This is a genomic window from Paraburkholderia sp. DHOC27, from assembly GCF_003429005.1.
In the GTDB taxonomy this organism is placed as follows: domain Bacteria; phylum Pseudomonadota; class Gammaproteobacteria; order Burkholderiales; family Burkholderiaceae; genus Paraburkholderia.
Window position 1 is genome coordinate 385,858 of sequence record NZ_QVQV01000001.1, and the last position, 13,870, is coordinate 399,727.

At 62.6% G+C, this 13,870-nt stretch carries 12 protein-coding genes; 4 read left to right on the forward strand and 8 right to left on the reverse strand.

Annotation, left to right across the window (positions count from 1 at the left end):
• Positions 1–57: 57 nt before the first annotated feature.
• The 5 genes from D0B32_RS01660 to leuC all read right to left on the reverse strand — a co-directional run bounded on the left by D0B32_RS01660 (position 58) and on the right by leuC (position 5,549).
• Positions 58–1,392, reverse strand: a complete 1,335-nt coding sequence (locus tag D0B32_RS01660; protein ID WP_117331939.1) for an MFS transporter — start codon at positions 1,390–1,392, stop codon at positions 58–60.
• A gap of 81 nt (positions 1,393–1,473) precedes the next feature.
• Entirely contained in the window at positions 1,474–2,352 is an 879-nt protein-coding gene (locus D0B32_RS01665; RefSeq protein ID WP_117331940.1) for an alpha/beta fold hydrolase, read from the reverse strand.
• A 42-nt stretch (positions 2,353–2,394) separates the two neighbouring features.
• Entirely contained in the window at positions 2,395–3,414 is a 1,020-nt protein-coding gene (locus D0B32_RS01670) for a PdxA family protein (RefSeq protein ID WP_117331941.1), read from the reverse strand.
• 76 nt (positions 3,415–3,490) lie between these two features.
• The gene (gene leuD / locus D0B32_RS01675; RefSeq protein WP_117331942.1) at positions 3,491–4,132 is read right to left on the reverse strand and encodes a 3-isopropylmalate dehydratase small subunit; all 642 of its coding nucleotides are present in this window, start codon (positions 4,130–4,132) and stop codon (positions 3,491–3,493) included.
• Entirely contained in the window at positions 4,125–5,549 is a 1,425-nt protein-coding gene (leuC, locus tag D0B32_RS01680; RefSeq protein ID WP_117331943.1) for a 3-isopropylmalate dehydratase large subunit, read from the reverse strand. Before leuC ends, leuD begins: the two co-directional genes overlap by 8 nt.
• A 141-nt stretch (positions 5,550–5,690) precedes the next feature.
• Here leuC and D0B32_RS01685 point away from each other — a divergent pair, with 141 nt between their 5' ends.
• Positions 5,691–6,590 (forward strand): LysR family transcriptional regulator, encoded by a 900-nt coding sequence (locus D0B32_RS01685; protein WP_117331944.1) that lies wholly within the window; start codon positions 5,691–5,693, stop codon positions 6,588–6,590.
• 22 nt (positions 6,591–6,612) lie between these two features.
• On the opposite strand, the gene D0B32_RS01690 is transcribed toward D0B32_RS01685, so the two are convergent.
• Complete coding sequence (locus tag D0B32_RS01690; RefSeq protein ID WP_117331945.1) at positions 6,613–7,545, reverse strand: Gfo/Idh/MocA family protein; 933 nt, start codon at positions 7,543–7,545, stop codon at positions 6,613–6,615.
• 165 nt (positions 7,546–7,710) lie between these two features.
• Positions 7,711–8,343, reverse strand: a complete 633-nt coding sequence (locus D0B32_RS01695) for a CGNR zinc finger domain-containing protein (RefSeq protein WP_117331946.1) — start codon at positions 8,341–8,343, stop codon at positions 7,711–7,713.
• 167 nt (positions 8,344–8,510) lie between these two features.
• On the opposite strand from D0B32_RS01695, the gene D0B32_RS01700 reads away from it, so the two are divergent.
• Positions 8,511–9,365 carry an alpha/beta fold hydrolase gene (locus D0B32_RS01700; protein ID WP_117331947.1) on the forward strand — a complete coding sequence of 285 codons (855 nt, stop codon included), beginning with the start codon at positions 8,511–8,513 and terminating at the stop codon, positions 9,363–9,365.
• 29 nt (positions 9,366–9,394) lie between these two features.
• Here the strand turns inward: D0B32_RS01700 and D0B32_RS01705 are convergent, their stop codons facing one another.
• The gene (locus D0B32_RS01705; protein WP_259294854.1) at positions 9,395–10,291 is read right to left on the reverse strand and encodes a hypothetical protein; all 897 of its coding nucleotides are present in this window, start codon (positions 10,289–10,291) and stop codon (positions 9,395–9,397) included.
• A gap of 328 nt (positions 10,292–10,619) precedes the next feature.
• Here D0B32_RS01705 and D0B32_RS01710 point away from each other — a divergent pair, with 328 nt between their 5' ends.
• Positions 10,620–11,384: an ABC transporter ATP-binding protein gene (locus D0B32_RS01710; protein ID WP_117331948.1), complete on the forward strand. Its 765-nt coding sequence runs from the start codon at positions 10,620–10,622 to the stop codon at positions 11,382–11,384.
• A gap of 2 nt (positions 11,385–11,386) precedes the next feature.
• Complete coding sequence (locus D0B32_RS01715) at positions 11,387–13,831, forward strand: CPBP family intramembrane glutamic endopeptidase (protein WP_117331949.1); 2,445 nt, start codon at positions 11,387–11,389, stop codon at positions 13,829–13,831.
• The last annotated feature ends 39 nt before the right edge of the window (positions 13,832–13,870 follow it).

Here is a 13,870-nt window from a genome sequence, read left to right on the forward strand (position 1 = left end):
GTATTCTTAACTATCCAGGTGCGTGGCCCTCCTCGCCACGCACGCAGCTTCTCAAGCTCAGGACGACGACGCGCGTGCCGCCGGCAGCGCCAGCTCCGCCTCTTTCTTCGGCGCCTCGGGTTCCAGCCGGATACGCAGCGCAAACAGCGGTCCGAGCAGCAGCACGAGCATCGACGCACCAAATGCGACCAGCCAGTTGCCGTGCGAAAGATCGAGCACGAACCCCACCACGACCGGCGACGCCGCGCCCGCCAGCGCCATGCCGGTAAACGTGCATGCTGCGGAAGTCGCAGAGTGTTCGCGCGACACTTCAGTGCCGATCACCCACAACGGAGAATCCGCAATCTCCGAGCAGAAGAAAGCAAAGCCGAGGCTGCCTGCGCAGACCACGAGGTTATGCGTCAGAAGCAACGGAATCAGTCCGAGCATGGAGGCCAGAAACCCGAAGATGATCACGTCACGGCGCGAGCGCAGGCGATCGCCTGTGCGCCGGTAGTGCCAGTCGCACAGCATGCCGCCCACGGCCGTGCCCGCCATGCCGCCCAGCAGCACGAGCGTCGAGAAGATCGCCGTGTGCCCGAGTTTCATGCCGTAGCGTTGCGCGAAAAAGGACGGCATCCAATTGAGGAAAAACCACAGCACCCAGCCGTGACAGAAACAGGTCGCGGCAGCGGGCCAGACCCGGCGGATCATGTCGGGCCAATCGACCGGCGTTGCACCAGGTCGTGGTTGAGAAGGATTCGAGGCATGGGCGGCAGCGGCCAGCGCCGCCTCTTCCGCAGCGGCGCGCTTATGCGAATCCCCGAGCGTGAAGTACATCACGAACATGTAGACCAGCGTGACGCCGCCAAGAATGATGAACGTCAGCCGCCACGAAAACGCCAGGATGAGCGAGGTCACGATCAACGGCGCCAGCGCGTTGGCGAGGCGCCCCACCGCGTGCATGGTGCCAAGCGCCGTGCCGCGCGCTTCCTCTGGCACTGCGCGGCCTATCATGCGTGCCGCCGTCGGATAGATCGGCGCTTCGCCGATGCCCACCACGAATCGCGCGGCCACCAGTGCAACGAAGCTGCCCACGAGACCCGTGACGATGGTCGCCACCGACCAGATCACGCCATACACCAGCATGCCCTTGCGCGCACCAATGCGGTCGCTGTGCCAGCCGCCCGGCACCATGAACACGCTGTACGCCACGGCAAAGGCCGAGAAAATCAGTCCGATGTGGGTGTTGCTGAAACCCAGTTCCTTGCTGATCACGGGCGCCGCCACGGACATGTTGGTCCGGTCGACGTACATGATGAACGCCATCAGGCACAGGAGAATCAGCGTCAGTGGCGTTTTTCTTTTGTTGGCCGGCAGTTCGGGCTGCGGCTCAGGCTGTACAACTGCCATGTCATCCTCCAGTATGCCCGGCACGCGGTCACGGCAAACAGCCGTTGAGCCGTTTGCATGGCAGCGTGACGGGTGGCCCCTCTAGCGGAAAAATCCGTGCAGCACGTCGTAGGTCTGCTTGGGGCATTCTTCCTGCAGATAGTGACCGGACGGAACCGTCGCAGTCCTGACGATATTGCTGGCGTAGCGCGACCACACTTCTGCCGCGTTGTGATTGCGGCCCACACCACCCTTCTCGCCCCACAGAATCAGCGCCGGTGTTTCCACCTTGCGGCCCGCTTCGAAATCCGCCGTGTCCATCTCCAGATCGATGCCGAAGGTCGCGCGGTAGTCTTCGCACATGGCGTGGATGACGTCCGGATTCTTGATGCAGCGAATGTAGTCGGCGAGCGCTTCCGGTCCGAAGAAGCTCGTGCCCTGATCGGTCTTCGACAGCTTGCGGCGGATAAAGAACTCCGGGTCCGCGCCCATCATGCGTTCAGGCGTGGGGAAGTCCTGCGTCATGAAGAACCAGTGCCACGAAAACTTGCCCCACTGCCGCGTGACATTGTTCAGCAGATGATGTTGCGGCAGCATGTCCATGAAGCCCGCTTTCAGCACCCGCCCCGGATGATCCAGGCACATGCGATGCAGCACGCGCGCGCCGCGGTCATGACCCGCTGCGTTGAACTTCTCGAAGCCAAGCGCTTCCATCACTTCCACCTGATCGAGCGCCATCGCACGGAACGAGTAAGCCGAATGATCGGCGCCGCCGGGCGGCTTCGAACTGTCGCCGTAGCCGCGCAGATCGGTCAGCACCACCGTGAAATCTTCCGCGAGTTGCGGCGCAATCTTGTGCCACGACAGGTGATTGAACGGATTTCCGTGCATCAGCAGCAGCGGCGGCCCCTTGCCCCCGGTTACGGTGACGATTTCAGCACCGCTCGTCTTGATGACTGTTTTGGTGAAGTTCTCAAGCATGTTCGTCTCTCTCACTGACTATGGTTCGTTGCGCTTTGTGATTCAGTGCGCCAGCACGGGTTGCTTCGTCATGCGGGCCACGGCGTTGTCGGTGGCGACGCGGAACGCAGCGGCCATCGCGCCCACATCCGCCGTGCCCTGTCCCACGATGTCGTAGGCCACACCATGCGCGGGGGTGGCATAGACGGTTTTCAGGCCGCCGGTCATCGTCACGCCGGACGAGAAGCCGAGCAGCTTCGTCGCAATCTGCCCCTGGTCGTGATACATGATCACGACCGCATCGAAATCGCCACGGCGTGCCTTGATAAAGACCGTGTCCGATGGAAACGGACCTTCGCTCGACAGACCTTTGGCGCGCAGCGCTTCGAGCGTGGGACGAATGATCGTGATTTCCTCGTCGCCGAACAGACCGTTCTCGCCGCCGTGCGGATTGAGCGCCGCCACGCCGATGCGCGGCGAGGTCTTGCCGAACGCGCGCATGGTGTCGTGCGCGAGGGTCAGCGCACCTTCGATGCGATCCGGCTTCACCATGTCCATGGCCTGGCGCAGCGCGACGTGCGAGGTCACGCGGAACGTCGAGAACTGCGGAATGATGTTCACTTCGCCGAAGTAGCCGCTGTGGTCGGTCCACGCAGCGAACATCTGGTGCTCGTCGTGATAGTTCCAGCCGCCCTTGTGCAAGGCCGCCTTGTTGAGCGGCGCGAAGCAGATGCCGTCGAGTCGTCCGGCCAGAGCAAGATCCGTCATGTACTTGAGCGTTTCGCCCGTCAGACGGCCGGATTCCGCGTCGAGCTTGCCGCGTTCGTAGAGCGCCGGATCGATGTTCTTCAGATCCAGCAGCGGCACCGCGTCCGTTTGCTCCAGCCCTTCGCTGACGTCGTTCACGAGGCGGTAGTCGATACGGATGCCGGCGTCTTTCATGCCGAGTTCGAACACGCGAGCGTCGCCGATGATCACCACGTTTGCCTTCTCGCGCGCTTCCGGTGTCGACAGCAGCTTCACGACCAGCTCGGGGCCGATACCGGTGACATCGCCCAGCATGAGTCCAATCAGGGGTTTCATTGTGTTGCTCTCCATTTTCTCGGGGACCTCTATTGCAATCTGTACGTGTGTATCACGCGTTGGGGTTCGACGTACGTCACGCGGGCTGCGCGCCTTGGCCATCCGGCAGCACACGCACCCACGGATTCGACGCCCAGTGGCGCTGTTCGAAAGCGTCGATCTCGGGCGAGAGGCGCAACGACGCGCCGAGCACATCGAGACCGTCCAGATACATCTGCTTGTGGCGCGCTTCGATGGCAAACGCGTACGTCTGATTCGACGCCGTGCGTACCACCTGTTCCACCACGTCGATCATCAGCCGGTTGGTGGCGGGCACGGCCACTTCGGTGCTGAGTGCCGCGATCTGCTCGGGCGTCAGAACGATGGGCAGCAGGCGATTGTTGATGGCGTTGTAGAAGAAGATTTCGCCGTAGCTCGGCGCCAGTACGGCGGCAATGCCGAACTGCTGCAGGCCCCAAACAGCGTGCTCGCGGCTCGATCCGCAGCCAAAGTTCGGCCCGCCCACCAGCATGCGCGTCTGCGCCCAGGCCGGCGTGTTCAGCACGAAATCCTGGCGCGGCGTGCCATCGGGCGCAAAACGCAGGTCGTACAGCAGGCCGTCCGCGAGACCGGACTTGTCGATGCCAAGCAGGAATTGCTTCGGCATGATCTGGTCGGTGTCGAGGTTGGCGATCGGCAAAGGCGCGGCAACGCCTTCGATGCGCGAAAAATCAGGCACGGCTTGACTCCCAGTGACGAATATCGACGATGTGGCCCGCGATCGCAGCCGCGGCGGCCATAGCGGGGCTCATCAGGTGCGTGCGGCTGTCGCGCCCCTGGCGGCCCTCGAAATTGCGATTGGTGGTGGAAGCGCAGCGTTCGCCGGCGCGCAGCACGTCGTCGTTCATCGCGAGACACATCGAACAGCCCGGCTGGCGCCACTCGAAGCCCGCGCGAATGAATACATCCGAGAGTCCTTCACGCTCGGCCATGTCGCGCACCGCGCCGGAACCCGGCACGACCATCGCGCGCACATTCGACGCCACGCGCATGCCGTCGCGCACCATCGACGCAGCGGCGCGCAGATCTTCGATGCGCCCGTTCGTGCACGAACCGATGAACACGCGGTCGATCGGCGTGCCGGCAATCGGCGCGCCCGCGGCGAGGCCAATGTAGTCGAGCGCGCGCGAGGTCGCCGCGCTCACTGTGTGATCGCTGCCCTCGGCCGCGCTCGGAATCACGCCGTCCACTGCAATGGCCTGATCGGGGCTGGTGCCCCAGGTGACGAACGGCGCCACGTCGGCGGCCGAGAACGCCATCTCCAGATCGTATTGCGCGCCGTCGTCCGAGCGCAGTTCGCGCCACTGGACCAGAGCGGTTTCCAGCGCCTCGGGCGAGAGATTGCCGGGATGCGCGCGGATGTAATCGAAGGTCGTTTCGTCCGGCGCGATCAGCACGGCGCGTGCGCCGGCTTCCACCGTCATGTTGCACAAGGTCATGCGCGCTTCGGCGCTCAGCGCGCGAATCGCCTCACCGGTGTACTCCACCGCATAACCGCGCGCGCCCTGCGCACTGATCTTCGAGATGATATACAGCACCAGATCCTTCGACGTGGTGCCGGCAGGCAAGGTGTCGCTGATGTCGATGCGCAGCGTGCGCGCGACGCGATATGCAAGCGTCTGCGTGGCCAGCACATGTTCGATTTCCGATGTGCCGATGCCGAAGCCCAGCGCACCGAACGCGCCATACGTGGTGGTGTGGCTATCGCCGCACAGCACGACCATGCCGGGGCGAATCAGCCCGGACTCCGGCGCGACGACGTGCTCGATGCCCTGCATGGGGTCATTCACGTCATACAGCTTGATGCCGTGACGGCGGCAGTTTTTGGTGAAGTTGCTGGCCTGATTCGCGGCCGCCTGAATCACGATGGTCCGCTCGCTCACCGGCACGGGCCGCGTAGGAATGACGTGATCGACGACGCTCATCTGATGGCTGGGGCGACGCACTGGCAGCCCGCGCTCTTCCAGCCCGCTGAACGCTTGCGGACTGGTGTACTCATTCATGATGTGCAGGTCCGCATAGAGCAGGATGTGCTCGGCGTCGAGTCGGGCTACCGTGTGCGACTCGACGAGCTTCTGGTACAGCGTGCGGGGCATGCGCTCCTCCGGTTCTTGATGTCTCTTGCGATGCGCTCGATGTGCTTTATACGTAAGCGCATTCTTGAGAACACAGTGTATCCAGAAGCTGGAGACGTATAATTCAATCTCCTTTACTCTATTATTAAACTGGATTTAATAATGGATACCGTCTCCGATCTCGCCTTTTTCGTCCAGCTGGTACGCCACGGGAGCCTCTCGGCACTCGCGAGAGATCTCGGCGTCACACCCCCGGCCGTCACCACGCGGCTCGCGCGTATGGAGCAGCGGCTGGGCGTACGTCTGCTGAACCGCACCACGCGGCGGCTAAGCGTGACGCAGGAAGGCGAGATGTATCTGGCGAGCGGCGCGCAACTGCTGGCCGAACTGGAAGAACTGGAGCGCTCGGTGTCGAGCCGGCGCGCGGTGCCGCGCGGTTTGCTGCGGGTGAACGCGACGTTTGGTTTTGGCCGGCGTCACATCGCGCCTGTGATTTCGGCGTTCGCGCGAGAGTTTTCAGAGGTTGAGGTACAGCTCACGTTGACGGACCGCGCCATGAAGCTGACCGACGAAGCCTACGACGTGGGGATCGCGTTCGGGGAGCCGCCCGATTCGCGGCTGGTGGCGCGCAAGATTGCGCCGAACCGGCGGTTTCTGTGCGCGGCGCCCGCCTATCTGGAGCGGGTCGGCATGCCGGCGACGCCGCGCGATTTGCAGCGCTATCAGTGCATCGTGCTGCGCGAGAGCGACGCCGCATTCGGCACGTGGCATCTGAATCGCGGACGCAAGCAGGAGACCATCAAGGTGCGTGGCGCGCTCAGCACCAACGACGGCGAGACCGCGCTGAGCTGGGCGCTGGACGGCCACGGCATCCTGATGCGCTCGGAGTGGGACGTGCATGCGTATCTGCAATCGGGCGCATTGAAGCTGGTGCTGCCCGAGTGGTCGCTGCCGAGCGCGGATGTCTACGCGGTGTATGGCGAACGGCTGACCTTGTCGGCCAAGGTCAGCGCGTTCGTCGATTTTCTGGCGGAGTGGTTTGCGCGGGATGCGCGGTACTGAAGGTCCTGGCGGCGAATCGAGCTTACTCGACGAACGCCTCGACCGTTTTGTGTTCGCCCAGCAGCATGGCGTCGGCCACGTGCTGAAGCGGACGCACATCCACGTCGCTGGTGCCGTTGGCGATCAGGTCGGCGAAGCGCTCATACAGATTCGGGTATTCGCGTTCCGGGCCGATATCCACGGTCTTGCCGTCAATCTCCAGATGCTTGCCGCCTTGCGACAGACGCAGCGCGCCGCCGTCCTGCGTGGTCACGTCGATCTGCCACAGCTCTTCAGGACCATGACGCCAGTCGAATTCCGCGCGGATCGGCGTGCCGGCGGCATCCGTAAAGTCGAGATTCGCGGCAATCGGATTGTGCCGGTTCGCCGGCACGAGCAATTCGGCCGCCTTCAGGAAGAACGTGCGCGGCAGAATGCGCGTGATGATGGACAACGCGTTGATACCCGGATCGAACACGCCGAGACCGCCGGGTTGCCAGATCCATTCCTGATTCGGGTGCCAGCGGCGCACGTCTTCTTTCCACTGCACGTGCACTGACTTGACCTCCCGTGAGGCAAGCCAGGCGCGCGCGGCTTCGACGCCGGGTGCATAGCGCGAGTGCCACGAGGCGAACAGCGTGACCTGGTTTTGCAGCGCAAGCTCGGCGAGCGCGCCGATTTCGGCAACGCTCGCGCCGGGCGGCTTTTCCAGCATCACGTGCTTGCCGGCGCTCAGCGCGGCGCTGGCCTGCGCAAAGCGGACCTGCGGCGGCGCGCACAGCGAAACGGCTTGCAGCGACGGCTCGGCTGCGAGCATCGCCTCGACGTTCGGGTAGTTATTGATGCCGTCGACGGTGGCGTTGCGGCTCGCGCCGGCAATGAGGTGGAAGCTGTGATTCGCGGCGAGTGCCGGCAGATGCTGGTCCCGGGCGATCTTTCCGACCCCCGCAATACCGATCGCAACTGGGTTTGTCATGGTTGAGCCTTCGTGGAATGCGTTGAGAGATGCATGTCGATGCGCGCTACGTGTCGTTCGCGGTGACAATCGTAAAGCATGGCGCGCGCGGTTGCATCGTCATTCGCTGATGGCCAATTGCCAGGACGGCATGGCATCCAGTGCGACGGCGCCCGTCCTCTCCCGCTAGCCGTTTGCCTGCTCTTTTGCGCGTTTCCTGTGCGCCGCGACCTTGGCGCGATTGCCGCACATGGCCATGCTGCACCAGCGGCGCGCGTGACCTCGCGTGTGATCGGCAAACAGCAGCGTGCATTTCGCCCCTTCGCACGCCTTGATCTGCGTGAAGTCCTCGTCGCAGACCAGCCGCGCCAGCACTTCGACGAGCGGCATCAGCAAGGATTCCGCCGTCTGCCAGCGGCGCTGCGCACGTAACTCGAAGGCCGTCACGCCGCTGGCGACGTCCGCGACGATCTGCGCGTGCTGCTCGTCCCGTTCCAGCAATTGATTCAGCGGCTCGAGTTCGCGCAGATCGGCGGCGACCAGGGCACGCCCTTTCTTCGCGCGCACAAAGCCCCTGAACCATTCGCGCAGTTCGCGCGCCCGCGCCGCCACGTCGTCCAGTTCGGCGGGCGTGGACCGCGTGCGAATCGCCTCGAGCGCGGCGCGCGGCACCAGCCCCGCCTGATCGAGCCAGGCCAGCAGACCTTCGCCATTGCTGATCCATTCGACTTGCTCGTCCACGGGTGTTGCCACGGAATTCAGGAAGTCGAGGCCGGCGGTGTCGGCAATGAAAATCGCGGGAGTCTGACGGTAGTCCATCTGTGTGACGAATGGGGAAGCGTTAGTGACATCGTAACCACTAAAAATCATCTTGACAAGTTACATACGCGGTTTGTAACCTGAATATAGCAATCAACAAGGTTACACAGTCCGAGCCGCAGGTTGCGTGCTTTGCCAGTCGCCCTCAACTCAGTAAAGGAACCGCCATGTCCTCCGTGTCTTATCGTCGTGCCGACGTCGACGGCGTCAACGTGTTCTATCGCGAGGCCGGTCGCTCCGGCGCGCCGAAGCTGCTGCTCCTGCATGGATTTCCCAGCTCGGGACACATGTTTCGCGACCTGATTCCGCAGCTCGCCGACCGCTTTCACATCGTCGCGCCAGACTTGCCAGGGTTTGGCCAGACGGACATGCCGGATCGCGCCAGCTTTGCCTACACCTTCGATCACATCGCCGAGGTGATTGAACGCTTCACGGAGGTGATTGGTTTCGACCGCTTTGCGGTGTACGTTTTCGATTACGGCGCGCCCACCGGGTTTCGGCTCGCAGTGCGCCATCCCGAGCGCATCACGGCCATCATTTCGCAGAACGGCAACGCGTACGAAGAGGGCTTGAGCGACGGCTGGAATCCGATTCGCGCCTACTGGCACGATCCGTCAGCAGCGAATCGCGATGCGCTTCGCGCGCTGCTCACACACGAGACCACGGTTTGGCAATACACGCACGGCGTGCCGGACACCTCGCTGGTGTCGCCTGACGGCTACTCGCTCGATGACTTCTACATGAGCCGACCGGGTGCGCACGAAGTACAGCTCGACCTGTTCGGCGACTATCGAAGCAACGTGGCGTTGTATCCGGCGTTCCAGGAATATTTCCGCACGCATCAGCCGCCGTTTTTGGCCGTGTGGGGAAAGAACGATCCGTTCTTCCTGCCGCCCGGTGCTGAAGCGTTCAAGCGCGACATGCCCAATGCGGTGGTGCGTTTCCTCGACACGGGCCACTTCGCACTGGAAACCCATGCCGCGGAAATCGCCGGCATCATTGGCGACTTCCTGAAACCTTGATGGCTTGATGTATTGAAGTCGTGGGACACCTACAACAGGCTCGCTTGCAGCGGTCGGCGGTGTTCCCACACCTTGACGATGATCGACTCGTTGAGCAGCTTGGCGCCAAGTACGGTTTGCACCTGGCGCAAATCGACGATCAGCATGTCACCCTTGCCAAACCGCTTGCCAGAATCAATCTTGCCCAGAAATTCCTCGTCTTCGATCGACACGTGAAAGGCGTAGTTGCCATCGTGCACACGCCACTTGTTGCCGTCCTTGAACGCGAGCGATTCGATCAGCAGCAGCTTTCGGGAGGAAAGAATGTCCGAGACCATCTCGGCATCCGCATTCAGCCCCACCGCGCTAAACGATCCCACCTCGTCGTCATGCACATCGAGCACGACCTTGTCGTTCGTCACCACGCCAAAGTTGCAAATGCCGTCACGCTCCAGCGGTGACATCAACTTTTCCAGGCTGGTCCGGACTACCTTGTTCCAGTACAGACGCACGACGTGCGGACTGACCTCGATACTCTCCACCTCGTTGACCCACACTGTCTCGCTATCGGCCTTCTGCTCGATCCTCACTGGAGGGTGTCCCTTCAGTTTGCGCAACAGGCCGATCAACCCACCGCCGGTCAATCCCACCAGGCCCATGATGGCCGACGCGTTGGAGATCGCCGTCGCCGTGTTGCCCGAGAAAATATCCTTGATGTGCGAAAGCAACTGCTGGCTGGCAATTAAGTCAATGCCGAACGATCCGGCCTTGAAGGTGCCGTTGACGTGCACCCGCACCTCCGACGCATCGCCATTGATCTCCTTGTTGGCTGCCCTGAGTAGATCGGCAACAGCGACCAGTGCCGGCGCGAGGTCGCGCACGTCCATACGATGTTCGATCAAAGCTGGGCCGTCGTACACCACATGAAAACTTTCGTGACTGTTCACTTTCCCTTCCTTGAACTGAAACTTTCTTACTTTCATCAAGCTGCATTCCCACGTGAAGATTCGCCTTAAAAATCGCGCTAACGCTTAGTTAACCGAACTATTTTAAGGCAAAGATTCCACGCCGCAAATCGAAGCCAAAGTGTACCGGACGCGGCACTCCGTAGGATAGTCATCCGAATGGCCAGGGGCCTGGTCTCACGGCAAGCGTCGACCAATCCAAAAAGCATCTCTCGACACCCCAGGCGAAAAATCCGCCACCATCCGATCCTTTTGTTTTAAGCTTGCCAGCGCTACTCGGCATCGATAATAAAAACACCTCGGGACAACGATGATCGACTTCAACGGACTATCCAAACAATACGGCGGCTTCCATGCCGTCGACCGCCTGAACCTGCGCGTCGCGCCGGGCGAGCTATTCGGCTTTCTCGGTCCTAACGGCGCCGGCAAGACCACCACGATCCGCATGATGATGGGGCTGCTCGTGCCCACCCACGGTTCGGTCCGCATCGACGGTTACGATTGCCACGCAGACGGGGTAGAAGTGAAGCGCCGCATCGGCTATCTGCCCGACAATCCGATCTTCTACGACTACCTGCGCGGCCACGAAATCCTGCAGTTCGTCGCGCAGATGCACGGCTTCTCGCGCTCTCAGGCCAGAACACGCAGCGAGCGCCTGCTCGCCGAATTCGGCCTCGACGAAGCCGGCGACGAGTTCGCGGTGAACTACTCGATGGGGATGAAAAAGAAGCTAGCGTTGGCGTGCGCGCTGATCCATCAACCGCGTGTGCTGATCCTCGACGAGCCCATCAACGGTCTCGATCCGCGTGCGGCGCGCGAAGTCAACGAGCGTTTGCTGCAATGCGTCGCGCAGGGCGTGACGGTGTTCGTGTCCACCCACCTGCTGGATATGGCCGAGCGGTTGTGCAGCCGGGTCGGCATCATCCATCACGGCAAACTGGTGGCCACCGGCACGCCGGATGAAATCCGCGCCAGCACCGCCACCAACGGCTCGCTGGAGGACGTGTTTCTCAGCCTCACGAACGACGCCTCGGCCGCTGATACGACTGACTCCACGCTCGCCAACGCCTCCTGACCATGCTACTGAACTACGCACTGCGCGGCACGCTCGTGCTGGCCGGCCTGCGTCTGCGCAGGCTCACGAATATCGTCTACGCCACCCGGCTATGGGGACGCGACAAGCGCAAAGTCGACCACGGCGTCGCAGATAACGCGGGGACTTTGACCAGCCCGATGGGTACCAAGAAGGCCAACGCGAAGAACAACGCGAAGCGCACCGCCGCGCCGAGACGCGCGGGCGTCGGCTGGCTTGTCATGCTATCGGTGACAGGCTTGATGGCGTTGTCCTTCAGCAAGAGCGTGCGCGCATTCCTGTTGATGCTGCATTGCCAGGATGACGCAACCTGCGCGGCTATCCCGCCATCACTGGCCGGCAAGTTTGCCGGCATGCTGCACGCCGCCGCCTTCAACGATCTGATGATGCGCGGCATGGCCATGCTCATCAGCCTGTTGTGGCTGTTCAGCGTGCTGTATCCGTTCGCGCTCGCCGTGCGCGCCGGTCCTGACTGGGATTTCGAATGGATCGCCACATTGCCGATGACGCGAACCATGCAGCTATGCGCACGGATCGTCGAACGCACCATCGTCAATCCCACGCCCTGGTTTGCGTTTGCGGTGCTGGGGTCGATGGTCGCGTGGTATGCGAACGCCGGCTGGCTGTCGTTGCCCTGCGCGCTGTTGATCGCGGCGCCGTTGACGCTGCTGGCCGCCGCGGCGTGGACCGTTCTCGACCTCGGTCTCCATACCGCGCTCGCCCCTGCCACGCTGCGCAATTTCCAGGCAGTACTCGGGCTCGCGCTCGCGCCGGTGATCTACCTGATGATCTCGCTCGACACACCGAGCGGCAGCCACTATGCCCTGATACTCGCCCAAGGCATGCCTGGGTGGGCCATCTGGACGCCGCCGGGCGTCGCCATGCAGGTATTGCGCGCGCCGTTCAGCCTGAACGCGCTCGGCCTGTACGGTCTGCTATGGGCAGAAGCGGCGGTGGTGACGCTGGCCTGCATCGCCTTTTTGCGCTTCCAGCTTCGCAAGGGGCTCGTGGTGCATGGTGCGCGTGAAAGCGGCCGGGGATTGCGTCAGCGGCATGCTTCGAAAGTCCAGGCGGAGGGATCACGCAGAAGCTGGCTGTCGCCCATCAAGCAGCGCGAATTGACGTTGCTGCTGCGTGACCGCCGCTATCTGGTGCAATGCTTTGGCCTGCCACTCATCATGGTGATGGGGCAGTTCCTCATCAACGAGCAGGTGGCCGCACACTTTATTCGCGATTCGTCGGTGGTCGCGACGGCGGCGTTCGGCATTGGCGCGTACACGTTGACGCTGTCCACACTCTCCATGCTCGCCACCGAAGGCGACAAGCTCTGGCTGCTCTACACGTTCCCGCGTTCAATTGGTAGTGTGCTGCGAGAAAAGGCCACCTTCTATACCTATATCGCCCTGCCGTATCCGCTGTTGATGCTGGCGTACTGGTTGGCCGTCTCTCCCGCCGCGTCGTGGCATCAGGTGATCGAGTTCGCGCTCGCGCTGCTCGGCCTGCCCATCTACGCCATCATCGCCACGGCGCTCGGCGTCTTGTCCGGTTTGTCCTCCGGCCTGTCGCCTGGCATGCCGTCAGGCTCACAGCAGCGTCAGCCCGGCGTGCGCTACGTGTATCTGTTCATGCTGCTGGCGGGCTTTTATGCGTACGCGTTGCTGACGCACGCGTGGTGGCCACATCTGGCCATCCCCTTTCTATGTGGCGCGCTTGCCTTCGCGCTTTGGCAAAAGGCCAGTGACCGCATGCCGTATCTGCTCGACGCCTCGGCCGCGCCGGCGGCGCGCGTGTCGCTGGCTGACGGGCTGATCGCAACGACGCTCTTCTTCGTCCTGCAGTTCATGGCCATGTCTGTGCTGAAGGGTGTGGTGCCGGGTGATATCACCGCCCGCATCGTGCTGGCTTACATCTGCGCGGGGGCCATCACCTATCTGCTGATGAGCGCCGCGTTCTGGACTCTGAAGACGCGTGAGGTGCCGAAAATGCTTGGCTCGAACATCGCGGTGGGTGTCGCGCTGGGGGCCGGCGTGGGGCTGTTCTGCGCAGCGGCGGGATTGCTGTATCTGTGGCTGGCGCGGCACTACGGGTTCGAGCCGAAGCTCACGCATGCGCGAATCTTGACGCCAGCCGCGCGGCTCGCCATCGTGGCACTCTCGGTCTGCGCCGCGCCGCTGTTCGAGGAATTCGTGTTTCGCGGACTCATCTTTGGCGGCCTGCGCCGGTCGCTCGGCTTCTCGCTGGCCGCGCTCGGCAGTGCCGTTTTGTTTGCCATCGTGCATCCCCCGTTTTCGATGCTGCCGGTCTTCGTGCTCGGCCTTGGAACCGCATGGGTCTATGAACGCAGAAAGATGCTGCTCGCCTCGATGGTGACGCACGCCGTCTACAACGCAGTGGTGGTCGGCTATCCGCTCATCATGTTGAACAGCTAGGCCGCGCAGGGCGTGGCGCCGACGCCTTGTGCTATGTTC